Annotated in this window: 24 protein-coding genes and 1 tRNA gene; 8 read left to right on the top strand and 17 right to left on the bottom strand. The window is 42.0% G+C overall.

Annotated elements, in window-relative coordinates; all coding sequences use genetic code 11:
- Positions 1-145: 145 nt before the first annotated feature.
- The 4 genes from HGR01_RS28680 to HGR01_RS28665 form a co-directional block, all read right to left on the bottom strand.
- Positions 146-952: an inositol monophosphatase family protein gene (locus HGR01_RS28680; protein ID WP_045872275.1), complete on the bottom strand. Its 807-nt coding sequence runs from the start codon at positions 950-952 to the stop codon at positions 146-148.
- 190 nt (positions 953-1,142) lie between these two features.
- Positions 1,143-2,576, bottom strand: coding sequence for a BCD family MFS transporter (locus tag HGR01_RS28675; RefSeq protein ID WP_045872276.1), 1,434 nt, complete (start codon positions 2,574-2,576; stop codon positions 1,143-1,145).
- A gap of 289 nt (positions 2,577-2,865) precedes the next feature.
- A complete protein-coding gene (locus HGR01_RS28670) occupies positions 2,866-4,356 on the bottom strand; it encodes a sensor histidine kinase (RefSeq protein WP_309227796.1) in 1,491 nt (496 codons plus the stop codon).
- Positions 4,357-4,434: 78 nt separating this feature from the next.
- Positions 4,435-4,581, bottom strand: a complete 147-nt coding sequence (locus tag HGR01_RS28665; RefSeq protein ID WP_045868487.1) for a ribbon-helix-helix protein, CopG family — start codon at positions 4,579-4,581, stop codon at positions 4,435-4,437.
- Between the two features lie 38 nt (positions 4,582-4,619).
- Here HGR01_RS28665 and HGR01_RS28660 point away from each other — a divergent pair, with 38 nt between their 5' ends.
- Positions 4,620-5,741 (top strand): RNA-guided endonuclease InsQ/TnpB family protein, encoded by a 1,122-nt coding sequence (locus HGR01_RS28660; RefSeq protein ID WP_045867859.1) that lies wholly within the window; start codon positions 4,620-4,622, stop codon positions 5,739-5,741.
- Positions 5,742-5,782: 41 nt separating this feature from the next.
- Here the strand turns inward: HGR01_RS28660 and HGR01_RS28655 are convergent, their stop codons facing one another.
- Together HGR01_RS28655 and HGR01_RS28650 are read right to left on the bottom strand one after the other, a co-directional pair.
- Positions 5,783-6,136 (bottom strand): hypothetical protein, encoded by a 354-nt coding sequence (locus HGR01_RS28655; RefSeq protein WP_210403118.1) that lies wholly within the window; start codon positions 6,134-6,136, stop codon positions 5,783-5,785.
- Between the two features lie 16 nt (positions 6,137-6,152).
- Positions 6,153-6,824, bottom strand: a complete 672-nt coding sequence (locus HGR01_RS28650; RefSeq protein ID WP_045872435.1) for a response regulator transcription factor — start codon at positions 6,822-6,824, stop codon at positions 6,153-6,155.
- A gap of 161 nt (positions 6,825-6,985) precedes the next feature.
- Here HGR01_RS28650 and HGR01_RS28645 point away from each other — a divergent pair, with 161 nt between their 5' ends.
- The 3 genes from HGR01_RS28645 to HGR01_RS28635 all read left to right on the top strand — a co-directional run bounded on the left by HGR01_RS28645 (position 6,986) and on the right by HGR01_RS28635 (position 8,893).
- Positions 6,986-7,291: a hypothetical protein gene (locus tag HGR01_RS28645; protein WP_045872279.1), complete on the top strand. Its 306-nt coding sequence runs from the start codon at positions 6,986-6,988 to the stop codon at positions 7,289-7,291.
- 129 nt (positions 7,292-7,420) lie between these two features.
- A complete protein-coding gene (locus HGR01_RS28640) occupies positions 7,421-8,056 on the top strand; it encodes a hypothetical protein (RefSeq protein ID WP_045872280.1) in 636 nt (211 codons plus the stop codon).
- Positions 8,057-8,893, top strand: coding sequence for an intradiol ring-cleavage dioxygenase (locus tag HGR01_RS28635; protein ID WP_263419981.1), 837 nt, complete (start codon positions 8,057-8,059; stop codon positions 8,891-8,893).
- A 172-nt stretch (positions 8,894-9,065) separates the two neighbouring features.
- On the opposite strand, the gene HGR01_RS28630 is transcribed toward HGR01_RS28635, so the two are convergent.
- From HGR01_RS28630 to nuoH, 7 genes are all read right to left on the bottom strand, one after another.
- Positions 9,066-9,689 (bottom strand): TenA family protein, encoded by a 624-nt coding sequence (locus HGR01_RS28630; protein WP_045872281.1) that lies wholly within the window; start codon positions 9,687-9,689, stop codon positions 9,066-9,068.
- Positions 9,690-9,849: 160 nt separating this feature from the next.
- Positions 9,850-10,641 (bottom strand): GNAT family N-acetyltransferase, encoded by a 792-nt coding sequence (locus HGR01_RS28625; protein ID WP_045872282.1) that lies wholly within the window; start codon positions 10,639-10,641, stop codon positions 9,850-9,852.
- A 576-nt stretch (positions 10,642-11,217) separates the two neighbouring features.
- Positions 11,218-12,138, bottom strand: coding sequence for an NAD(+) kinase (locus tag HGR01_RS28620; RefSeq protein WP_045872283.1), 921 nt, complete (start codon positions 12,136-12,138; stop codon positions 11,218-11,220).
- A 6-nt stretch (positions 12,139-12,144) separates the two neighbouring features.
- On the bottom strand, positions 12,145-12,450 hold the full coding sequence (nuoK, locus tag HGR01_RS28615; protein ID WP_006199065.1) for an NADH-quinone oxidoreductase subunit NuoK: 306 nt from the start codon (positions 12,448-12,450) through the stop codon (positions 12,145-12,147).
- A 50-nt stretch (positions 12,451-12,500) separates the two neighbouring features.
- Positions 12,501-13,151: an NADH-quinone oxidoreductase subunit J gene (locus HGR01_RS28610; protein WP_045872284.1), complete on the bottom strand. Its 651-nt coding sequence runs from the start codon at positions 13,149-13,151 to the stop codon at positions 12,501-12,503.
- A 103-nt stretch (positions 13,152-13,254) separates the two neighbouring features.
- Entirely contained in the window at positions 13,255-13,839 is a 585-nt protein-coding gene (gene ndhI, locus HGR01_RS28605) for an NAD(P)H-quinone oxidoreductase subunit I (RefSeq protein WP_045872285.1), read from the bottom strand.
- A gap of 123 nt (positions 13,840-13,962) precedes the next feature.
- Entirely contained in the window at positions 13,963-15,081 is a 1,119-nt protein-coding gene (gene nuoH / locus HGR01_RS28600) for an NADH-quinone oxidoreductase subunit NuoH (protein ID WP_045872286.1), read from the bottom strand.
- Between the two features lie 300 nt (positions 15,082-15,381).
- Between nuoH and HGR01_RS28595 the strand changes: the two genes are divergently transcribed.
- On the top strand, positions 15,382-15,567 hold the full coding sequence (locus tag HGR01_RS28595) for a hypothetical protein (protein WP_045872287.1): 186 nt from the start codon (positions 15,382-15,384) through the stop codon (positions 15,565-15,567).
- A gap of 10 nt (positions 15,568-15,577) precedes the next feature.
- Positions 15,578-15,805 (top strand): hypothetical protein, encoded by a 228-nt coding sequence (locus HGR01_RS28590; RefSeq protein WP_155539441.1) that lies wholly within the window; start codon positions 15,578-15,580, stop codon positions 15,803-15,805.
- On the opposite strand, the gene HGR01_RS28585 is transcribed toward HGR01_RS28590, so the two are convergent.
- The 4 genes from HGR01_RS28585 to HGR01_RS28570 form a co-directional block, all read right to left on the bottom strand.
- Positions 15,802-16,938 (bottom strand): citrate synthase, encoded by a 1,137-nt coding sequence (locus HGR01_RS28585; RefSeq protein ID WP_045872288.1) that lies wholly within the window; start codon positions 16,936-16,938, stop codon positions 15,802-15,804. The two genes, HGR01_RS28590 and HGR01_RS28585, sit on opposite strands and share 4 nt — an antisense overlap.
- Before the next feature lie 112 nt (positions 16,939-17,050).
- On the bottom strand, positions 17,051-17,545 hold the full coding sequence (gene sixA, locus HGR01_RS28580) for a phosphohistidine phosphatase SixA (protein ID WP_045872289.1): 495 nt from the start codon (positions 17,543-17,545) through the stop codon (positions 17,051-17,053).
- A 466-nt stretch (positions 17,546-18,011) separates the two neighbouring features.
- Positions 18,012-19,295 (bottom strand): DHH family phosphoesterase, encoded by a 1,284-nt coding sequence (locus tag HGR01_RS28575; protein WP_045872290.1) that lies wholly within the window; start codon positions 19,293-19,295, stop codon positions 18,012-18,014.
- Positions 19,296-20,095: 800 nt separating this feature from the next.
- Positions 20,096-20,593: an HNH endonuclease gene (locus HGR01_RS28570; protein WP_045872291.1), complete on the bottom strand. Its 498-nt coding sequence runs from the start codon at positions 20,591-20,593 to the stop codon at positions 20,096-20,098.
- A gap of 469 nt (positions 20,594-21,062) precedes the next feature.
- On the opposite strand from HGR01_RS28570, the gene alr reads away from it, so the two are divergent.
- Positions 21,063-22,250, top strand: coding sequence for an alanine racemase (gene alr / locus HGR01_RS28565; protein ID WP_045872292.1), 1,188 nt, complete (start codon positions 21,063-21,065; stop codon positions 22,248-22,250).
- A 198-nt stretch (positions 22,251-22,448) separates the two neighbouring features.
- Positions 22,449-22,530 (top strand) — tRNA-Leu (locus HGR01_RS28560).
- The last annotated feature ends 853 nt before the right edge of the window (positions 22,531-23,383 follow it).

Below are 23,383 nucleotides of genomic sequence, written 5' to 3'. Positions count from 1 at the left end.
CAGATGTTGCCCAGGGTCAAATAATTTTAGATCTTAGATGTGAGATTTTAGGTTAGAGACTATAGGCAAATATGACAAAACCCTTGTTTAGCAAGGGTTTTGTCAGTATATTCTCTAACTAGAATAATTTTTTTAGGCAAGCTGTTTAAATTTTGACAGCAGACAAAAACGGTGTAAATACGGATACTAATTCTGGGCGACTAACTACAAGAGTAGGGAAAGAGCGATCGCTATAATCTACTCCTGGTGAAAGGGGAAACGGCTCTGATTTTAAAGATAACCACGTACCGCCAGCAGCTTGGACAATTACCCAAACGCCTGCTAAGTCCCAAACTTTCGGCGTGGCTTCCATCCCACCTAAAACTGCACCATTAGCAACTGTAAGAAAGTTATAGCTAGCTACACCCAGCATCCGAATTTTGCTTGGGAAGTCTGGCTGCATTGCGGCGGTGCTGCGAGAACAGAGATTAAAAAAGTGATTATTGCTAGGAGCATCGGGGCTAGTGTGAATGGGGTGATGATTAAGAAATGCTCCAGTTGGTGTAGCTAATCCCGATGTACCTGCCCAAAAACCATGAAAAGTTTGATTTAGTGGTGGTACATGAACATAACCAAAAATTGGAACTCCTTTATACAGTAAACCTAGAGAAATCCCCCAAATGGGAATACCCCGTGTAAAGTTAGTTGTACCGTCCAAAGGGTCAATTACCCAGCACCATTCTGTACCAGGGAAAGTCCGATCGCTCTCTTCAGTTAAAATACCGTATTCAGGAAAAGTAGAAGCGATCGCATCTCTAATTGTTTGATCTGCCCATTTATCAGCTTGCGTTACCAAAGTGCCATCAGCTTTATGTAAAGCTTGCACCCGCCCAAAATCCTGCATTAATTGCTTCCCCACTTTGGCAGTGGTGCTTTGGGCAAAATCAAGAATAGTATTCCAAAAATCATTCATTGATACATTCTCGCGCAAACCAGGCTTTCAGCCAAGCATTGGGGAATGGGGAACTCGGGGCCCCCTCTGGGGATAAGGGGTAATGGGGACTGGGGATTGGGGATTGGGGATTGAGGGATGAAGAAAATTACTCATTACTCATTACTCATTACTCATTACCAATGCCCTATGCCCTATGCCCCATGCCCACTTAATCTAAATCACTTTCTAATACAGAAGCGATCGCTTTTTTAGTGCTGGTTTGAAATTCTGCAACGTTGACGCGATTGAGAAACCAAATTGATACCAACATTCCTATGGCTTCTAAGACGAATACTAGTCCATAGGCTAGTTCTAAGCTGGGTAGTAAATTACGTCCTATATCTAAGACCGTACCACCAATTACTACAGCAATCCCTCGAGAAATTGACTGTGCTAGTCCCCATGCGCCAATAAATGTACCTGCGGCTTCGGCAGCTGTCAAATCTAGCATTAAGCTAATTGCTGCTGTGGTGACAAAACCAGTGGCTAAACCGAACAAAACTAAACCGAATTTCAAGAAAGCTGGATTCGCTGAGAAGCCGGAGAAGCCTAACAATAGCGAAGCACAAGCTACCAATATGCAGCCCAATTTGGCAGTCCTACGCTTGCCCAAACGCGGCACAATTACAAAGCCCGTTACGCCGTAGGAAATGAGGATACCCGTGCCATAGAACACGTTTAGCTTGGTACTTTCCGCTAAAGGCATATTAAAAACTTGCCCTGCATAAGGTTCCACAATCGGATCTTGCATAAACAAGCTGATAGTCATCACTAATAAAAAGGTGAAAAACAAGCCTGTTTGCCGACTAGCTGTTAAAATTCCCCATGCGTTACGTAAGCTGATGCTATCTTCGCGATTGACTACTTGGGAACGTCTGGAATAGAGTGAATACTTTTTCTCTACACCTAATGTCGCTGCGATCGCAAAACAAAATACAATAGCTGGCACAAGCATAAACAGCTTGTTGACGGCTGCTTGTAAAGTCGCTATGCTGGCTCCTGGTGTTAATTGCTTCAGTAAACTGGAACTAATAATTGCGCCAACAATAATTCCCACCATCAGCATCGACCAGACAACGCCAACTACTTTGGAACGGTTATCTTCTTCCGAGATATCCACCAACAAAGCAGCAAAAGCCGTACCACTAGCACAAATTGCTAACCCATAGACAGCAAAAACCAAGCACAGCAGTGCCGTCCAGCCCATAGTTTGAGTTGTCCATACCCAACCGCCAGCAGCTTCGGCAGCAAAATCCACCTGCCACATTACCTGCACAGATAAAAATGAGGCGATCGCAAATATTGCTGCTCCCACCCAAACATAAGCTGTACGATGATAGCCCCACATGGGTTTAGCATCTGATATCTGACCAAACCAAATACGCGAAGGCGAAACGAAAGCTGGGAGTGCTAGCACTAACGACACTAGGGTTGCTGGAATCGCAATTTCCTGAATCATGACTCTGTTCAGCACCCCCAGAGTCAGGATGGACATCATGCTCAACCCCATTTGAAACAAGCCTAGCCTAAACATGGTCAGCAGATTGACCCTTGGCACAGCTACGGAGTTTGTCGGAGAATCAAAGGCTTCACTGCTTGCCATAGCTAATTTTTCATAGGGAGAAATTCGTCTTTTAATTTAAAGATAAACCGAATTCTGCTAACAATTCCTAAGAATTTCGTCTTTTTAGCATCCTATTTTTAGGAGATTATGGCAAATAACCCTTGATTAAAGGGTAAAGGGAAAGACTCGTTGGTCTTCAACCTAAAAGTGTGGGCATTGCCAGATATTTGTTTTACATTTCTTGATGATAACCACTACTAACCATACATTTACTATCAATTACCAATTACCAATTACCAATTACCAATTACCCATTACCAACTACAAATTACTTTTTCATCGGTAAGCTTAAAGTAAAAGATGTTTGATTTGACAGCGTAGGGTCAAGGGTAAGTTTACCATTGTGAGCAATAGCTATTTCTCTTGAGAGGCTAAGTCCTAGACCTGTTCCCTCTACCTTTCTAGTTCGGGCTGGATCTCCACGATAGAAGCGGTCAAAAATGCGATCGCGATCGCTTGTGGGAATTTCTTGAGATGAATTGCTAATAGTAACTAATACTGTCTTTCCTTGCTGCCTAGCGTTAATTCGCATCCAACCTTCTGGAAGATTATATTTAATGGCATTGCTGAATAAATTTTGTAATACCTGAGTTAGTAAATCGCGATCGCCTTTTACCTTTAATCCGGGAGTAATCTCTGCTATCACTGCTAAATGAGGTGCTAGCAATTCCATATCCTCTACTATCTCGGCTAATATCTCGGACAAATTTACTTCCACTTGATGTAAATTCATTTTGCCGGCATCAGCTAAAGACAGCAACAACAGCTTGCGAACAATGCCACTGAGGCGAGATACTTCATCTAAAAGATTGCTGAGATTTTGTTGTAACTCTGAACCTGGTTCTGCTTTTTGCAAAGTTCGCTCTAGTTCACCTTGTAAAATTGCTATCGGTGTTTTCAGTTCGTGGGCTGCATCTCCACTGAAGCGAGAAGCCTGTTTAAAACTGCGTTCCAGGCGTTCTAACATCTGGTTAAACACCTGAATTAATTCTACAAATTCCGTATCTGTAGCAGCGATTGGCACTCTTTGATCCAATCCTTTCACCGTGACTTGGCGGATAGCAACAACTAACTCCCGGATGGGGCGCAAAGCCCCGTAAGACAGCAACCAAGCACTAGTAGTAATAATTAACAGGACAACGGGTATAGAAATCAGGAAAACATCACGGATAATCGCCATCTCCCGATCAATACCTTGCAAACTGACAGCGATCGCAATTTGGGATTCATGAAAAGCGATCGCACCGATGCGCCAAGTTCCTGTTTTCGTCCGTTGAGTGATTAATCGCGGAGGTGGGATATTAGGTGGACGTTCAGGAGGAAATCGTGGTCTGTCTGGAGGTGGTTGCGATGTTCCTGAAGTATTGGGTGGTCTTTGGCGATCGCGGCGGGGAAACTGAGATGGTAAAAACTTGGGTTGTGCAGGCCACAAACCATTTAAATTAAAATCAGCAGACCATAGCTCAGATCGATAAAGCGTTTGACCATCTCTATCTCTCACCAATAGGGCGATTGGCGTTTCTTTACCTGTCCCCAACTCCTGTGGTAATGATTTTTCAAATGCTGGCAAATAAGACTGCAAAATATCTTCTCTGGGCGGCTGAGGGCGACTCAATAAAGCTTCTAACTTTGCATCTAGTCGGCTAACCTTAGCCTCATGAATCAGCCACCAAGAAATACTACCAAACCCCGCCAGCGCACCACCAGCTAGCATGGCAAATAACAAAGCGATTCGGAGACGGAAGGAGTGGAGTTTCACGGTTGGGGATTGGGGACTAGGGAATGGGGAATGGGGAATGGGGAATGGGGATTGAGACAATTTACCAAAAAATTGGGTCTAAAGCCCCGTGCTTCTAGCACGGCTTTTCTTCAACTTCCGGATCATCTCTCTAAGTACGTCATTTTGAGTGCGATCTGTTTCTTCGCAGTATTTCAAAAGCGTTTCATACTCTTCATTAGAGCATCGAACTGTTAATTTCTTCATGCCGTCATATTGCCGTCGTTTTATGGTATAATACTAGCATGAAAACACTGAAGTTTAAATTGTACGAACACAAAAGGAATAGACACCTCAAGCGCACAATCAACGCTGCTGGAGTGATTTATAACCATTGCATTGCTCTACATAAAAGGTATTACCGGATGTTTGGCAAGCATTTAAACTGTGCAAAACTTCAGGCTCATATCGCCAAATTAAGAAAGCGTAATTCTTTTTGGCAATCAGTAGGTTCTCAAGCAGCACAAGATATTTGTCAACGCATTGAGAAAGCTTACCAATTGTTTTTCAAACACAATAACAAAGGAGTAAGACCACCAGGATTTAAGAAGGTCAAGAAATACAAATCGTTCACCCTTAAGCAGGCAGGTTATAAGTTTTTGGGTGGAAATAGGGTAAAAATTGGTAGTCGAGTTTACCAGTTTTGGAAGTCCAGAGAAATTGAGGGAACAGTCAAAACCCTAACTATTAAACGCACCCCGTTAGGTGAGTTATTTATGGTTTTGGTTGTTGATGAGGGTAGCTCAGAAGTTGAAGTTAAGACGGGTAAAATCGCTGGCTTTGATTTTGGGTTAAAGACATTCCTCACTTGCTCAGACGGCACTAAAATTGAATCGCCCCAATTTTTCAAGCAATCCCTAAGCGCCATTAAAAAAGCAAGTTCGCGGCATTCCAAAAAGCTAAAAGGCTCATCTAACAGAGAACGAGCCAGAAAGAATTTAGTACGCAAGCATGAAGATATTTCCAACCGTCGGCGTGATTGGTTCTGGAAATTAGCTCATGAGCTAACAGATAGGTTCGATATTCTCTGTTTTGAGACTTTAAATCTCAAAGGAATGCAACGTCTTTGGGGCAGGCAAATATCAGACTTAGCGTTTGGTGAGTTTCTGCAAATCCTAGAATGGGTTGCCAAGAAGAAGAATAAACTGGTTGTCTTTATCGACCAGTGGTATCCAAGTAGCAAGACATGCTCTAATTGTAAACATATTCTAGAAAGTCTTGATTTGTCAGTTAGAGAGTGGCGTTGTCCTTCCTGTCAGTCAGTTAATGGAAGAGACGAAAACGCTAGTCGCAATATTTGTGCAGTCGGGGCATCGACTGTTGGCTTAGGTGATGTCAGACTGGCTACGCCAGCAATCGCTGTCTGAAGCTAGAATCCCCATGCCTTCAGGCTGGGGAGTATGTCAAGTTATAAACGTAAGGTGTTATTTGAAGGTTTGAACTCGGATGTTGAGGCTTTGAGGCTGAACGTTGAGGTTCTGAGGCTGAATGTTGAGGTTCTGAGGCTGAATGTTGAGGTTCTGAGGCTGAATGTTGAGGTTCTGAGGCTGAATGTTGAGGTTCTGAGGCTGAATGTTGAGGTTCTGAGGCTGGATGTTGAGGTTCTGAGGCTGGATGTTGAGGTTCTGAGGCTGGATGTTGCGGCTTTAAGCCTGGAAGTTGCGCCTTTGAGCCTGGAAGTTGCGCCTTTGAGCCTGGAAGTTGCGCCTTTGAGCCTGAAATTTAACTCTTGGACTCCAATTACCCAGTCCCCAATCCCCATTCCCCATTCCCCAACCTCAAGAATTCCGAAACCGATACCCAACTCCACGCACGCTTTCAATCCAAGTTAAGCCAGTTATTGAGTCAATCTTTTTGCGGATGCGTTGAATACAGACATCAACGACATTGGTGTTGGGGTTGAAATCATAACCCCACACATGTTCTAAAATTTGCGTGCGGGTAAAGACTCGCCCTGGAGAACGCATCAGGTATTCTACAAGATTAAATTCGCGGGTAGTAAGTTCGACTACCTGTCCATCACAAGTAACTTCTCGCGTAATCCGATCCAGCTTGATGGGGCCGACAGAAAGTAGATTTTGGCGATCGCCTAAACTCCGGCGCACTACTGCATGAATTCTGGCTGCTAACTCTTCCACAAAAAACGGTTTGGCTATGTAATCATCAGCCCCTAAGTTTAAACCTTCTAGGCGATCGTCTAGTTCATTCCGAGCTGTTAATAAGATTACAGGCGTATTCCGCCCTTTCTGCCGCAATTGTTTGAGAATCGATAGCCCATCCTTCCCCGGCACCATAATATCGAGAATTAGGGCATCGTATTCGTTATCTAAAGCCTTGAGATATCCTTCATCACCGTTGTCGCAATAGTCTACGACAAATCCCTGCTCCTTCAATCCATCTCGGACGAAGTTAGCAATTTTTGCTTCATCTTCGACAAACAGAACATTCACAAGTACAAGCATTCATTACTTTACTGATGGCTCCATTTTAAATTGATTACCCTGTAGCTCAAATTACAAAACTGTAATTCAGAAACTATGTGGTTTGTAATTTTGGGGTGGCTAAATCATAAATATCAACACCACTCCACTACTTCAAAAGGTTGATTGTTATGAAAATTCGTCAAATGTTAGCCGTAGCCACGATTCCTTTTGTAATTGGTTCATTTGCATTTGCACCTAGTCAAGCCAAAGCTGAAGCACCATCCCATCAGCATGAACAAATAGCCCAACAAACCGATAGACCACTTATTGAACAGCAACAACCTAATAAAAAACCACAAGCTAGGCATCAAAAACCCCGTCCTCAACAGAAAAAGCGTTCTCCTCAACGCCCCCAGCAACACCAAAATCGTCAAAATCCCCAAGCCAATAATTTGGGTTTAGAAGAAATTCAGGTAAAACCCAATTACCGTTAATCACAACACTGGTAATTTTGTTCAGCCAATCCACTTAAATTACAAAACTGTAATTGATCATGAGGGCGAATTGTAATTTTGGGTTGGCTTAATCAGAAATATAAACAAACTATCTATTGAGGAAAGATCATGAAATTTCGTAGAACATTAATAATTACAGCGATTCCTGTTTTGTTGGGTACAGTTGGTTTAATCTCACTTCAGCAAGTAGATGCTGCTAATAAATTTCAGCACATTGCTCAGAATTCACAACCACCCAACGAACCCCAGGACGGGCAAAGAAGACCACCTCATCCTGATTTCGCAGCAGCGGCTACTAAGTTAGGTATCACAGAACAACAACTAAAGGATGCTTTAGGTGTTCCTGCTAATCCTCCCACTCCAGGCGATCGCAATCAGCAACGCCCACCTCGACCAGATTTTAAAGCGGCCGCGGCTAAGTTAGGTATTACAGAACAAAAATTAAAAGATGCGTTAGGAGTTCCCGCTAATCCTCCAGGTGAAGGCGGTAATCATCAGCATCCACCTCGGCCTGATTTTAAAGCAGCGGCTACTAAGTTAGGTGTCACAGAACAACAATTAAAAGATGCGTTAGGAGTTCCCGCCAATCCCCCCACTCCCGGCGAAGGCGGAAATCAGCAGCGTCCACCTCGACCAGATTTTAAAGCGGCGGCTACTAAGTTAGGTGTGACAGAACAACAATTAAAGGATGCATTGGGAGTTCCCGCCAATCCTCCAGGCGATCGCCCTGAAAAAAATAGATAATTGAGATATTCAGAAGCTAAAAATATTGTGGGGTGGGAATTTTACCCGCCTTACAAAATTACCAGAGAAATTTATAGTAATATCTCTGACAACAAGACTGTGAACAACAACAATCAGCAACTAAATTGGATTTTGAACCGCAGACAAACACTAGCTTTATTCAGAGTAGCTGGAACTGCAATACTGGTAGGATGTCTCCCCAGAAAGTTTCAATCTGTGCAAGCACAATCAAGTTTACCTGGGTGTGTAATTAGGCCAGAACAGACCGAAGGCCCATATTTTGTAGATGAAAAACTCAACCGTTCTGACATCAGATCCGATCCCGCAGATGGTTCAGTAAAAGAAGGTGTACCGCTACAACTGACACTGCGAGTTTCTCAAGTTAGTAATAATCAATGTCAGCCTTTAGCAAATGCGATTGTAGATATTTGGCATTGTGACGCGCTAGGCGTTTATTCAGACGTGGAAGATCCACGCTTCAATACCATTGGTAAAAAGTTTTTGCGTGGATATCAAGTAACAGACGCAAACGGAACTGTCCAATTCACAACCATTTATCCGGGTTGGTATCAAGGTAGAACAGTACATATTCACTTCAAAGTACGCACACAAGGGACATCAAACCAGAGTTACGAATTTACCTCACAACTATATTTTGATGATGCCATGAGCGATCGCGTATATACACAACCCCCATACGCCAGCAAAGGACAGCGCACACTCAATAACTCACAAGACGGGATTTTCAACGATGGTGGACAGCAATTGCTACTCAACCTCACCAAAACCAGCCAAGGTTACGCCGCAACCTTCGATATTGGGATGCAAACAGCTTGAGCAGTCTTGTGTATATTTGCCCCAATAATAAGAGCGATCGCATTAATTTAGGTAAAAGGTGAAAGGGTATAAAATTTTTTTACCCTTTTCCCCTTAACCTTTCCCCCTTAACCTTTCCCCCTTACCCTTCCCCCCTTAACCTTTTCCCCTTACCCTTTCCCCCTTAACCCATTCACAAACCTTCCCACGCTGCTTGAAAAAAGTCACGTTCACAGAACATAGCATAGCGGTAAGTAGAGTTTACCAACGCTGTAGCACTGGCGTAACTATCAACTAAACTTTCTAATTGTGCTGCTAATGGCTGAAAATCTGTACTACTGTAAGTCCGAATCCAGTTTGCATAAAGATGATCCGGAATGCCATCTTTAGCTAACTGTTCTCCTAAAAATGCATACAAACGCATACAAGGAGACATCGCCGCAGCTGTTAAACCCACATCTCCACCCCAAGCTGTCGCTAATAAAAAGTCAGTATACCGACGGGTGGCTGCTCCTGGTTGTACAGAATGCAAATTTACTCCCCACTCAGCAGCATATCCCTCATGTAGCCGCAATTCTTGCAAAACACCATCAGCTAGACTATGAAATATCGTAAATCCTTGCCAATCTGGTGCTTTAGCGGCGGCGATACTGTAAGCACGAGCAAAAGCTTCTAAGAAAAAAGCATCTTGTCCTACATAGTAAGCAAATTTATCTTGCTCCAGAGTACCTTTAGCAATACCTTGCACAAAAGGATGATTTAAACAAGCTTGAGCTAAATCTTGATTTGCTATCCATAATTCATTAGATATCGTCATCGTTCAAAAAATTTAGGATTTTATATTTTGCATTAAACCCATCGTAAATGTAGGGTGTGTTGTCGCGTAGCGCAACGCACCTTCTAATTCAAATTATTTATTTAAATCAACATAAATTGTTGGGTTAATATTACATAATTAAAATAAAGCACCCATTTACTTAACTAGGCAAATGCCTTTTAATAAATTCTTCTATACTTGATATAGTTAAAAAATCGATAGTTTTGAACTGCCTATCAATAGCTGGAAGACTACATATTTTTGCACCAATGCTTAAATATGCTTGCAAAATATTAGGAATGTTAACATTGCAAGAATCTGGACAATTTGGACTAATTTCTAGAGAGTATTGTAAATTTGGATATACTAAAATGCTTGGATGCATTAAATTATGACGCTGAAAATAATGATAAGCACAAGCAGCTTGCCAAGGATTTTGTGTCAGTAGCGATGCACATCCAAAAAAATATTTACAGCGACTAAGAATTAGATAATTTGCTAGCCCTTGCCATAGTAATAAAAGTGATTGACTATTGCGATATTCTTTAGCTATACAAGCACGTCCAACTTCCACAGACATTTGCAGCACATACTCGGGAATCGCATTAAGATTAAATATATCAGCAGCATCAAAACCTAATCCTTTAGAAGCCATCGTATAGGTTTGCATCCGATAGGTTCCTATAGTTTTACCAGTAACTTGAGAAATCAACATCAAATGATGGCAAACATTATCAAACCTATCTCGATCCATTTGGCTCAAGTTAGAACTAGATAAACCTAAATTTAACTCAAGATTAAAAACTTCAAAGCGTAAACGAAATATAGATTCTAACTCTTCTTCTGTTGAAGCAAGTTTTAAAAGATAATTTTGGCTTTGTAAAATTGGAAAATCTTGAAATAATGAAGGAGGACTAAGTGGCTGATAGATGTTGTGGCAAGAGATTTCCATCTGTCTTCCTACGGGAAATTTGAAAAATATCCTACTGATAAAAATCAACAATTAAACATCAAAAACTATTCCTGATGTTAAGAGAAATTTAAAGATTATAGAGTTTTGATACCAATTTGAAAAAAGAAGGCGATAGATGGATTAGTAAGACTGTAATACAGATAGTAATTCCCAATCCAAAATCTAAAATCTAAAATCCAAAATGGTATGAGATAGGTTGTTTGTATTATGAACAGAATTGCTAAAAAAATCTGGCAATAAGATACAAAATGTTTAATAAATGTTATGCATTCATAGCTTTGGTATAACATTCTCACAGAGAGACAAAAAACCCTCGGAATTATCCGGGGGCTTGTATATTTTTTACAGGTCTGATCAAAACCATTGAATTATCTATCATTTGTCAATGACAAATTTTCCACAATAGTTAGGATGACTAATAGTGCGATGTCTACGATGGGCTACGCCTACGCACTATATTTTCATCATGTTTCCTTTCCCTGAAGATAGACAAGAATCAGGGAAGGATATCACTTTGGCAATTGGTAGATGCGTAATTGTCCAGATATCAGACAATCAATTGCGGTGATTATTACTGTAGCGAACCCTAGTACCTGCCCAAAGTAACTTCTCTCGCAACGTTTGATAATATGAATTGTTCTCCCGCAAAATGATAAATTTAGCTCGACAATCAGCCATCCGCACATCAACGCGGTGTCCTGGCCAAATTGAAGTAGCTAAAACCCCATCTGTCCACAGCTTAGTACTCAAATCATAATCCCCCAAAGGCCAAATGCTGACCACAGAACCAGGGGGTAAGACGAGGGGACGACTAGAAAGGCTCATGGGGCAAATGGGAGTGATGGTAATCGCTTCCATACCATCGTGCATAATTGGGCCATTGGCGGAAACGGTGTAACCAGTGGAACCCGTGGGAGTAGAAATAATTAACCCATCGCCAACATATTGATCGACTACCTCACCATCAATTTCCATTTCCAAAATTGAGGTAATCATGCGATCGGCAGAAGCGGGTTTGACACAGAATTCATTCAAAGCCAAATAGCGTTCGCTGACTGGTTCTAAATTCGGGCCATAACCCTCAAAAACTGCCGCTTGCAACATCATTCGCCGCTGGATAGCATAGCGATCCTCAAAGAGTCGATCCCAAACTTTTTCCGTATCTTGAAATTCTTCAACGGATTCAGTTAAGAACCCCAGATGACCTCCCACATTCACTCCCAGAATGGGGATGCCAACTGGAGCGAGATGTCTGGCACCTGTTAATACAGTGCCATCACCACCAAGTACCAATGCCAAATCAATTGGTTGACCTGCGGAAGCTAAGAACACCGGATAAGGGTTATCTTTTGGGCCGCTAGGCCCCATCAACACATGACACTGGCGATTTTCTAGTTGTTTAGCACAGATTTCTGCCCAACGTTTACTTTGGGCATCCCGTGCCTTATAAGCAATGATTACCTGCTTGAGTTGCACGCAAAATTACCACTTCAGGAGATTAAACTGCTCCATATCGACGGTATCACGGTTGCGATAAATGGCAAGCACGATCGCTAAACCTACCGCCGCCTCGGCTGCGGCCACGGTGATCACAAAAACGGTGAACACTTGACCTTTAATTAATGTTGAGTCCAAGAAGTTGGAAAATGCCATTAAATTCAAATTAACAGCATTTAGCAGCAACTCGATTGACATCAGTACCCGCACAGCGTTGCGGCTGGTAATCAAACCGTAGATGCCTATACAAAATAAAGCAGCTGCAAGTAATAAAAAGTACTGGAGTTGCATGAATCTTTGGAGTTTTTATTGAGATATCGTTTGTTAGTTGTTGCTTTGCCTTATTCGCGGCGAGAACTGCCACGATATACGGGAGTATCGCCAGAGTCATTGCGAATGCTACCGATTGCTGCCATTTCTTTCGGACGTTCTGGCAAAGTTAAAACACTTTGTGCCTGTTCGGTAGTGTCTGCATCTGGTAAGTATTCGCGACGCGCCAAAATAATTGCTCCCACCATCGCCATCAACAACAAAACGGAAGCTAATTCAAAAGGTAGGAGAAAATCCGTAAAGAAATGCTGGCCAATCACAACTATTGAACTTTCGCCAGTTACAGGATTTGTTGCGTAAGCCCAAGGCGTTGCCAAGATCATTGTGCTTAAAAGCCCAAACAATCCCAAGCTGACTACACCTGTAAAGATTTTTCGTAGTCCAGCACTAGGATAAGGCGCAAAATCTTGCCGCTTGTTAACCAACATGATCGCAAACAAGATCAGTACGTTAACTGCACCAACATAAATCAGCACTTGTGCTGCTGCTACAAAGTCGCCATTGAGCAATAAATACAGCCCAGCTATGCTGATGAACACCCCACCCAGCAAAAAGGCTGAATAGACGATACTAGAAGACAACACTACACCTAATGCTGCCCCAATCATCATTACAGCCAGTATGCCAAAGGAAACAATCTGTACTCCTTCTGCTAGATTCACTGTTTTTTGTCCTCAATCACTTGTCGTTGGTCATTAGTCATTAGTCATTAGCCATTAGTCATTAGCAAAGGACAAATGACAAAGGACAGATGACTAAATCAATTTATTTTTCTGTTTGTTCTACCAGGTCTTCTGGACGCGCACCAGGACGGGGAGCATCAGCAGGTAGATCGTGGGGTTCCATGACACCCTTAGGCAGATAAACTAATTCGCGTAGTGGTGTCACCATTGGGTCGTTGGTTACCTTGTAAGGTAAGCGTCCCAAGGCCACGTTATCATAGTTCAACTCATGGCGATCATAAGTGGATAGCTCGTAATCTTCCGTCATGGAAAGACAGTTAGTTGGGCAATATTCCACACAGTTACCGCAGAAGATACAAACTCCAAAGTCAATACTGTAGTGATTGAGCTTTTTCTTTTTGCTGGCTTTATCGAATTCCCAATCAACTACAGGTAGGTTGATAGGGCAAACACGCACACAAACTTCACAAGCGATACATTTATCAAACTCAAAGTGAATTCTGCCGCGAAAACGTTCACCAGGAATTAATTTTTCGTAAGGGTACTGTACAGTAATTGGCCGCCGACGCATATGGTCAAAGGTTACAGATAACCCTTGACCAATGTAACGACCAGCTTGTACTGCTTCCTTGGCATAATCGCCAACTTGCTTCAGGAACTTTAGCATTGTGTTTTACTCTCTCTGTTGTTCTTTATTAGTCATCAGTCATCTCTTACAAAGTTCTGATCGGAGAAAACCTCCGCTCAGACTTTGCGCTTTGTCATTGGGAAGTTGACAAATGACTGATGACTAACCTCCAAAGGCGACGGGAAAAGCTAGTTTCAGGGCGGCGGTTAATAGCAGATTAACCAAACCAACTGGTAGTAAGAACTTCCATCCTAGATCTAACAATTGGTCAATCCGTACCCGGGGTACTGTCCAGCGCAACAAAATGGCTACAAATACTAGTAAGTAAGCTTTGAGTACGGTCATAATGATACCCAAAGATGCAGTGACAACCTGCAATACTGGATTGAGTTCACTAACACCTAGCCAATTAGCGATCGCACTGATGGGAATGGGAAAATCCCAACCACCGAGGTATAAAATAGCAACAAGTAAGCTAGAAAGGATTAAGTTAACGTAGGAACCCAGGTAGAATAAACCGAATTTCATACCGGCATATTCTGTTTGATAACCTGCTACTAGTTCTTCTTCGGCTTCAGGTAAGTCAAAGGGTAAGCGTTCACACTCAGCTAGAGCGGCTATCCAAAAGATTAAGAAACCTGCTGGTTGTCGCCAAATATTCCAACCCAAAATGCCGTAACCAGATTGTTGGTTAACAATATCAACGGTGCTGAGGCTGTTAGACATCATTGCGATCGCTAACACACTCAGCGCCAGGGGAATTTCATAACTAATTGACTGCGCTGCGGCCCTTAAGCCCCCTAAGAGCGAGTATTTGTTATTGGATGCATAGCCAGCCATCAATAAGCCAATTGGCTGAATGCTAGACAAGGCAATCCATAAAAAGACCCCCATGCCAACATTTGTAATCACAATGTTCTGTCCAAAGGGCACAATCAGAAACGACAGAAACACTGGAATGACAACAATGATGGGGCCGAGAGTAAACAGCCAGGGGTCGGACTTGGCTGGTACTATATCTTCTTTAAAGACGAGCTTCAAACCATCTGCGACTGGTACCAGCAAACCAAAAGGCCCCATGTATTCCGGGCCAATCCGCTGTTGAGCTGCGGCGGAAATTTTCCGCTCTAGCCATGTAGCTACTAATACTCCCACTGTTGCCCCAATTAGCATCAGTATCATCGGCAGAGGCATCCAAATCGCTTTGGCTGCGTCTGGTGGTAATCCTAAATCCGTGAGGGATTTAATAAAAGTTCCTTGGAGGTCAATTCCTGAATTCATGTTTCCGCTCTTTAAGTCAACTGAAATGTGAAGTATGAAGTATGAATAAGAAAATTTCAGCCTTCAACCTTCATCCTTGATCCTTGGATGATTACATTTAATTGATGATGATTTGCCAATTCCCATGTTTAGTATATCGTTGGATGGTTTTAGCCCTCCCAACCTAGATATCAAGATCTACTTATGGTTGGGATTGGGATTTACAAATCACAAACCCCCATTTACTTAGCTAAAATCAAAACTTAGGAGAGAAGCGTTGCACAGCAATATGGGCACATACTGCCTCTAAATTCAGCACAAATGTTTCCGCCTCCATTGTGGCAACGGTTTTCGCTTTCTACAAGTTTGATAATTTGCCAGAAATGGGGGCTGGGATTACTAGTACTCCACCAACCCAACTGTGAAGGTACAGAAATAAATCGCCTAGACAGGTTAGTGGGCTTTGCTTTGGTTGCTAATGTCGTAGCTAAGGCTTCAGCCAGATAGGGAACAAAGATTGTCAAGAAAGCGGGAAAAAAGAGAAATAGCAGAGTGGCTTTGGTGGACTACTAGTAAAGCTTGTATCAGCCCTACCATCGCCTCTGGCTGCCGCTGCTTCTACAAAAAAGCGATCGCCAACGCTCAAGCGGAGTTACTTGAAAATTATTTCCCCTGCCATAGCGCTTTTTTACGTTACCTATCTACCAAACAGTACCAAAGACCAGGAATTTTGACAGTTAATTAGCGCTGGTCAATGGGGATATAAGGAGCTTCATGCAGACCATTGTAAACCTGAGTGGGACGGAAAATCCGGTTTTCTTCTAGCTGTTCTTTCCAATGAGCTAGCCAACCAGCAACACGGGCGATCGCAAAAATTGGTGTAAATAAGTCGGTGGGAATGCCCATTTTTCTATACACCAATCCTGAGTAAAAGTCAACGTTAGGATAAATCCCTTTGTGACCTAATTTTTCGGCTACTACCCGTTCCATCTCTTGGGCGATTTCATAGTACTTGTCTTCGCCAAATTTGGAAAACAGTTGCTCTGCCAAGTTTTGCAAAATCGTGGCTCTGGGGTCTTTCACCTTATACACGCGATGCCCAAAGCCCATGATTTTCGCTTTGCGCTGCATGAGATCTTCAACGTAGGGACGAACATTAGCTACAGAGCCAATTTCTTCTAGCATTTGAATAACTTCTTCATTTGCGCCGCCATGCAAGGGGCCGCCTAAGGTTCCCACCGCACTTGCAACCACGGCATAGGGATCTGTGAGGGTAGAAGCCGTCACCCTAGCGCTAAAGGTAGAAGCATTCATCGTATGCTCGACATGAAGTATCAAGCAAATATCAAAAATTTTCGCTGCCAACGGATCGGGTTCTTTCTCGTTGAGCATATACAGAAAGTTAGCGGAGTAGTCCAAGTCATCCCGTGGGCGCACGGGGTCATTTCCTTTCCGCATCAACTGGAACGCCGCTACCATTGTGGGAATAGTAGCGATTAAGCGCACCACAGAATCTCGAATGTAGGCGGGATTATGTAAATCCCGAAGAGAATAGAACAGGCCTAATGCAGCAGCTGAGGCTTGTAAAGCATCCATAGGGTGTCCGCTTTCAGGAAAGCATTTCATCATGTCTCGGATGCGATATTTGATTCGTCTGTGGAGACGAACTTCCTCTTCAAATGCTGCTAGTTCTTCTTTACTTGGCAATTCACCCCAAATTAGAAGATAAGCAGTTTCCAAAAATGTACTTTTTGCTGCTAACTCCTCAATCCGGATGCCACGATATTCTAGTATTCCCTTTTGCCCGTCAACATAGCTGATACTGGATTGGGCAGCAGGAATGCCTTCCAACCCGGGCTTATATTCGCACACCGACATGGCAACACCATCTGCTTTGTGAAAGATTTGCTCAGGCTAACTTACCAGAAATCGTTATTGCAAGAACAGTTTACAGTTATAATCTAAGTCCTTTCATAACTGTGAAAAACCGTTAAAGCAAGTACTTGGGTGGTGTCAACCAAAACATCTGACTACGACCCAGGGGAGAGCCTATTTCTGGTAGTTTTATCCCGATCATACCTGCTTTTTTCAAGACTAAACCTGCTTTGACTTCCCCCCAAAGAAGAATTTCTGCCCATTGGCTCAAACAAGGTTCGTGTCCTACTACGGCAAGTCGGGCATTTGGGGCATAATTACTAGGCTCTAACCACTGTTTCACCCAATTATCGATATTACCATCAGGTGTCAGGTGATGAGATTCTTCTATCTGAGAACTTAATCCGGCTGCACTCAAAATCTCTGCTGTTTGTCGCGCCCTAGCTAAGGGGCTGGTAACAATTAAATCAAAGTGCAAACCCAACTTTACTAGACTTTTTGCAACTTTTGCTGTTTTTTGTCTTCCTTCTTTAGTAAGAACTCGCTCTTCATCTTGAATATCAGCAGTCCTCTCTTCGGCTATCCCATGACGAATCAAATATAATTCCATATTTGCTGATGTTGTTTATACAAAATTTATATCTATAGAGTTTGTTATTTATTGGTTAATTGAGCAGCTATAAAACGGGTTGATGAATAAACCAAAGGAAGTTTCTTGTATTTTATGATGTAGTCACTGCTATATCCTTGTTTGTAAACGAGATGATAGCTGGTACCCACACTACTGTTAAATAGCACTTACTTAAGCAAAAGTTGCTGTCCATATCCCCGACTTTTTGGAAAAATCGGGGATATAAAACTCGCTAAAGTTAAGTGAGATTCCACCCTACTGTTAATTAAAATTTAAGACTTTGCAAATACCAATTTCCTTAATATTTAAGAAACTACAACTAGATAAAATGCCAAGAAATAAAAATTCCTTGGCTCAAGTTTAAATGTAATTAAAGATGAATAATCATCTTTTAGCCTAATTTAATCGGCATTACCTATCTACTAGTTAAACTTTATCTCCAGGCTTACTCTGATTGAATTGGGTTATCTTTCGGATTAACTAATTTCAGCAATTTCTGCTTGATTTGAGTGTCGAAAACTTCCCATTTCATTTTTGCGTAAGCGGAATTTTCGTTACCGCCAGATAAAAATCCCATAGGAATTTCAAAGCCGCCTGCACCTGTTCGTCCACCACCAAAAAAGCGCCCATTACTATCTTGTCCAAACGCTTCTTTGATGAATTCATCAGGGTCGAGAGTAAGTTTAGTGGTTCTCAAAGAACCAATAACTACTTCTAATTCATCATCTTCATCGTGGACAATACCGTAAACTACAGCAGTATGAACGTTTTCTTCCGTCACGAGAAAATCTGCTGCTTGGGGGATAGCATCGCGGTCATCATAACGTAAATAACCAACACCAGCGATGGAAAAGTTATTTTGTACGATGCGGTTTTTGAGCGCTCGCTCAATTACATCCATTACCCGCTTGGAACGATTCGCCTGTAAAATGGCGTTTAGCAACTGGGCATCATAAAATCGACTCAGATATGCAGCAGCCATAAAATCCTCTTCTTGTGCTTGCATCAGTCGATTTGTATCCGATCGCAAGCCATGCATCAAGGCTGTGGCACATTTAACGTGCTGATTGATGCTGCTATCTAAGGTCAGTAATCCTGATTGTAGGTACTGGGTGAAAATTGTTGCTGTTGCTCGTACATAAGGACGGACATCGATAAATTCTGGTTTGAGATCCGCCTGTACGCTGTGATGGTCAATAACTGCAACTAGCGGTATTCCTGCTTGCTGCACTGCTGACAAGAGTTGACTTGTGGTGCCTTGGTTATCAATTAAGATAAAACCTTGGTAGGATGACAAGTCTTTACTTTTGAGGTTTTGCAACGTCCAACGTTGAGCGGGGAGATTTGTGAGCTTGACTAGGGCAATGTTCTCTTGGTGGCTTAAAGTCCCAGCATAAATAATTTCACACTTGATATCGTACTGCTGGGCGATTAACTGGTATGCCCACGCACAAGAGAGGGCATCAGGGTCAGGAAAGTCTTGTAAGATGATCAGCTGACGCTCGTGTCGGTGCGCTAATAGGGTTTTTTGCAGTTCCTCTGACTTTTGAGACACCAGAGAATTATTACGCTGAATTAGATAAATACCTCCGTCACTTGCCGATGGTGGTAGGGAGGTTTTAGCAAATGGCACCTCAACAGGTACTGGGTCTATTTCAGCATCCTCTTGGTTCGGCTCTGTGGTCAATGATAAACTATCAAACTGCATCAAGGAAGAATTCGATTGCATAGGGAATGTTGTTGTAAGCGTGAGGCTCCATGAATTCGTTGGAAAATACTACAATCAGATGTTCACTGATTTCGCCACACATAATGATCTTCGCAAAAATATAGAGGCATAGCACTATATATCTCGGTCTATTTTTTATCAAAACAAACAGTCAGTGTCTACCAAGTTCTACTAGCCAAAATGAATAGCCTCTGGCAAACATCTTACTGAGTATTTTAAAAAACATTATCAAGATAATATATTTTTTTTCATCTTCTTTATTTTTCTCTTTTAAAGAGAAATAAACAGAACTTTTGATATTTATCACTGGGCTCATAGCTGACCTTGAAAAGCACCAAACTGATGGATGTCTAGACTTGTCGGTATGCAGCTTTTTTACCCAATAACTCCGCCAATCATATATTTTTAGTGCTTTTGTACATTTTGGGAATTGGTATTTGCTTGGTTACAGTTTTTACCTACTTTGGCGCTGGTATTGAGTGATGGGATAATTCTCAAGCTCCTGGTTTTATCCCTTATTTTTATTGTTAACGAAAAATGCCTTTTTCCGATTGACTTTCATAATTCTGCTAACTTCCCTCGCCGTCTTGCAGTTTATGAAGGCCATAAGGTAGAATAAGGCGCTTGCCGATACCCAAAAATATTTGAGCGCAGGCAAAACTCAACAAGAGTAATATGTTGAGCCGATGACAACACCATAACTCTCTGCTCTGAGACACATTAAGGTATACCCTAGGTAAGATGACACAAGAGCATTCCTAGGTTATAGTCCTAAATCGTGATAATTTAAATTCTGAAGCTCAAAGACCTATCACATATTTTTGCCACTCTTGGTGCAATCCACTCTTTAAATGCTTGCTCACCTCAAAGTAGAGGCTGCTGTATGGTTGGCGGGGAGGATGACGTAAAAGCATATGGGCTTCATGAGGCGTGCGACTGCCTTTTTTGACATTACAACGCACACAAGCTGTAACAATGTTCTCCCAACTATCTCCACCGCCACGCGATCGCGGGAGAACATGATCCAGAGTTAGCTCGTCCCCTGTGTAACCGCAATATTGGCAAGTATGACCATCGCGGTGCAAGATATTTCTTCGAGTCAGAGGAATTTCTTTATAGGGAACGCGCACATAATGACGCAACCGGATTACTGTTGGCAATGGAAAATCCGAGTACAGGAATTTACCGTTATGTTCAATGCGTTCTGCCTTGCCCTTAATTAACAAAACCGCAGCTCGTCGCCAACTTGTAATATTGAGCGGTTCGTAAGAGGCATTGAGGACTAAAACCTTACCCATTGATAAGCGCTCAAGGTATTAGTTTTACATATATTAACACAGATCTATAGTAGTTGGGTGATGAGAATAAATTATACTTTCGCCTTAATTGCCAGTTATAGCCGATAAATGTTCATATATAAACATCAATTAACATAACCCTACAATAGTCAGCTATCTCGGGTTAGCTGAGTGTGGAGATATGAGAATAGCCAGAGCAATGCTGACTGAAGTTAAGTAGCAAAAATTACTGATAACCGATAGCTAGTAACGAAGTTGCATTTTTGTAAACCATTATCTTTGGTCTACAAAATGAATTTTGCCAAAAATTACTACACAAGGCACACAAATTTACCATTGAGCGGTCTTGTGACAATTCCATAATCAAGGGTAAACTGCCTGATTAATCTGATTCATCTGCCCAAAGTTGAATACATAGATTATCTAGGTTATCTAGAAGCCTTGTATGGTGTGATAGGAGTAAGTAAATATGTTAAGTAGCAAACAAGTTACCCCAGTAGCCTCTGGGACGGGATGTGATACCTATGCTTGGTTGTGCCAACGTGCTTGGGTAGAAATTGATTTAGCAGCGTTATCGCAAAATGTCCGGCAATTAGTCAGCTTACTATCTTCACAGACTCAACTAATGGCAGTTGTCAAAGCTGATGCTTATGGACATGGTGCAGTTAGTGTTGCCAAAACAGCATTAGAATCAGGTGCTAGTTGGTTGGGAGTCGCTACAGTTCCCGAGGGGATTCAACTAAGAGAAGCAGGTATTAAAGCTCCCATATTAATATTAGGTGCTATCCAAACTCCCGAACAAATTCAGGCGATCGCCCAGTGGAAACTTCAACCCACATTGTGCAGCCCTAAGCAAGCTTTGGTATTTTCTAACACCCTAGAAGCAATACAACATAGTTCTCCTTTACCCGTACATATCAAATTAGATACGGGTATGTCTCGGTTAGGGACTAATTGGCAACAAACGGGTGAGTTTGTGCAGTTGGTAAAAAGTTTACCCCATCTGAGCATTGCTAGCATTTATTCTCACCTAGCAACAGCAGATGATCCAGACACTACGATCATGAAAGAACAGCATAGAAGATTTGAGGAAGCGATCGCTCAAATCAAAGCTATGGGAATTGAACCACCTTGTTTGCACTTGGCTAATTCCGCCGCCACTCTTGCAGATTCCAGCTTGCACTACAATATTGTGCGTGTTGGTTTAGCGGTTTACGGACTTTACCCCTCTGAGCATTTACAAAATACCATCAACCTCCAGCCAGTTTTGCAAGTCAAGGCACGTGTCACCCAAGTGAAAACTATTAGTGCTGGGACTGGTGTTAGCTACGGACATCAATTTATTGCCCCTCACGAACTCCGGATTGCAGTTGTGGGTATTGGTTACGCTGATGGTGTACCGCGTCATCTTTCCAACAATATGCAAGTGTTAATTCGTGGTCAGCGCATACCCCAAATTGGCACAATTACAATGGATCAGTTAATGGTTGATGTGAGTAGCATCCCTGATATCCAAGAGGGAGAAGTAGTTACATTATTAGGGCAACAGAGTAAAGAAAAAATCTCGGCTAACGATTGGGCAAAGAAATTAGATACTATTTCTTGGGAAATTCTTTGCGGGTTTAAGCATCGTTTACCTCGCGTATCAATGACTTAGTAATCAAAAAAGCAATTTATTTTGCAGGTGCGTTATCAGGCAAGGCATAACGCACCGCCAAGGGACTGCAAGAAGCTAGGTTAAAAATTATTAAGGTAACTTACGATATGTTAAGAAAATTAAAATTTTCTGTTCATCCCTTTTTCTGCTGCTAGCTATTCCCATAGAAAAATTGTTGTGCTATGATGTTTTACTAATGCGGATGTGGCGGAATTGGCAGACGCGCTAGATTTAGGTTCTAGTTCCGAGAGGAGTGAAGGTTCAAGTCCTTTCATCCGCATTTTAAATCAAAATCATCCTCTACCTAATAAGTGGTGAATATGACGACTATTAGGTATTTATGTGGTGATGCAATTACTAAAACGATAGGCGCTTGATGAATCCCCTAGAATAAAGGAGCAAGCGTCAATTTTTTTAGTATCGAAAACCCTGAATCATGACTTCAAGATGTTCATTCTATCTGGAAGCAATAGGATGGGGTTGGGGAAGAATCAGCTAATGAACGCTGAAGTTACACTCAGTCAAAAATAATTTACTGGCTATGGGCGAATCGGTTTAGAGAAACGAAGGGCAATTAGCTGACGAATAGTACGCCAAGTTGCCTTGGCGGGGTAAAGGGGAAAGGTTTTTGTCCCTTACCCTTTTCCCTTTAACCTTTCCCCAACCTCCACCTAACATTTTTGGGTTGGCAGACTACTAATACTCAATGCTCAAGTTAGCGACTGTTTTACCCTCTACCTTTCAAGCGGAAATTTTTCTTGCTAATTTCTGTAAAAAGCGCGTCTATAATTATTACTTTTGACCCTAAATATACTTAGATAAATTCAGGGGTGAGGGGTTTGACCCCTTTAATGATTTTGGCAGAGATATTGTGTTCCACATTAACAACTAAACAATCCAAGTAATTTATATTACTTTAAAATTAACTTACTGATGATTTAGTTAATAATAAACTGAGTTTTGAGATTGCTTTTTCAGTCGTGGAAATACTTAAAAATATTGGTAAATATTGGTAGCCCAAGGGTATTATTACCTTGAAAATCTCCACAAAGGTTACTTGGGTTTCAATGACTTCATCCACTCTTTAAATTTTATTTACTTATTATCCAGAGATGTCTGATAATCTCAGTATA

The sequence above is a fragment of the Tolypothrix sp. PCC 7712 genome (genome assembly GCF_025860405.1).
Lineage (GTDB): Bacteria > Cyanobacteriota > Cyanobacteriia > Cyanobacteriales > Nostocaceae > Aulosira > Aulosira diplosiphon.
This window is presented reverse-complemented; position numbering and strand designations above follow the sequence as displayed.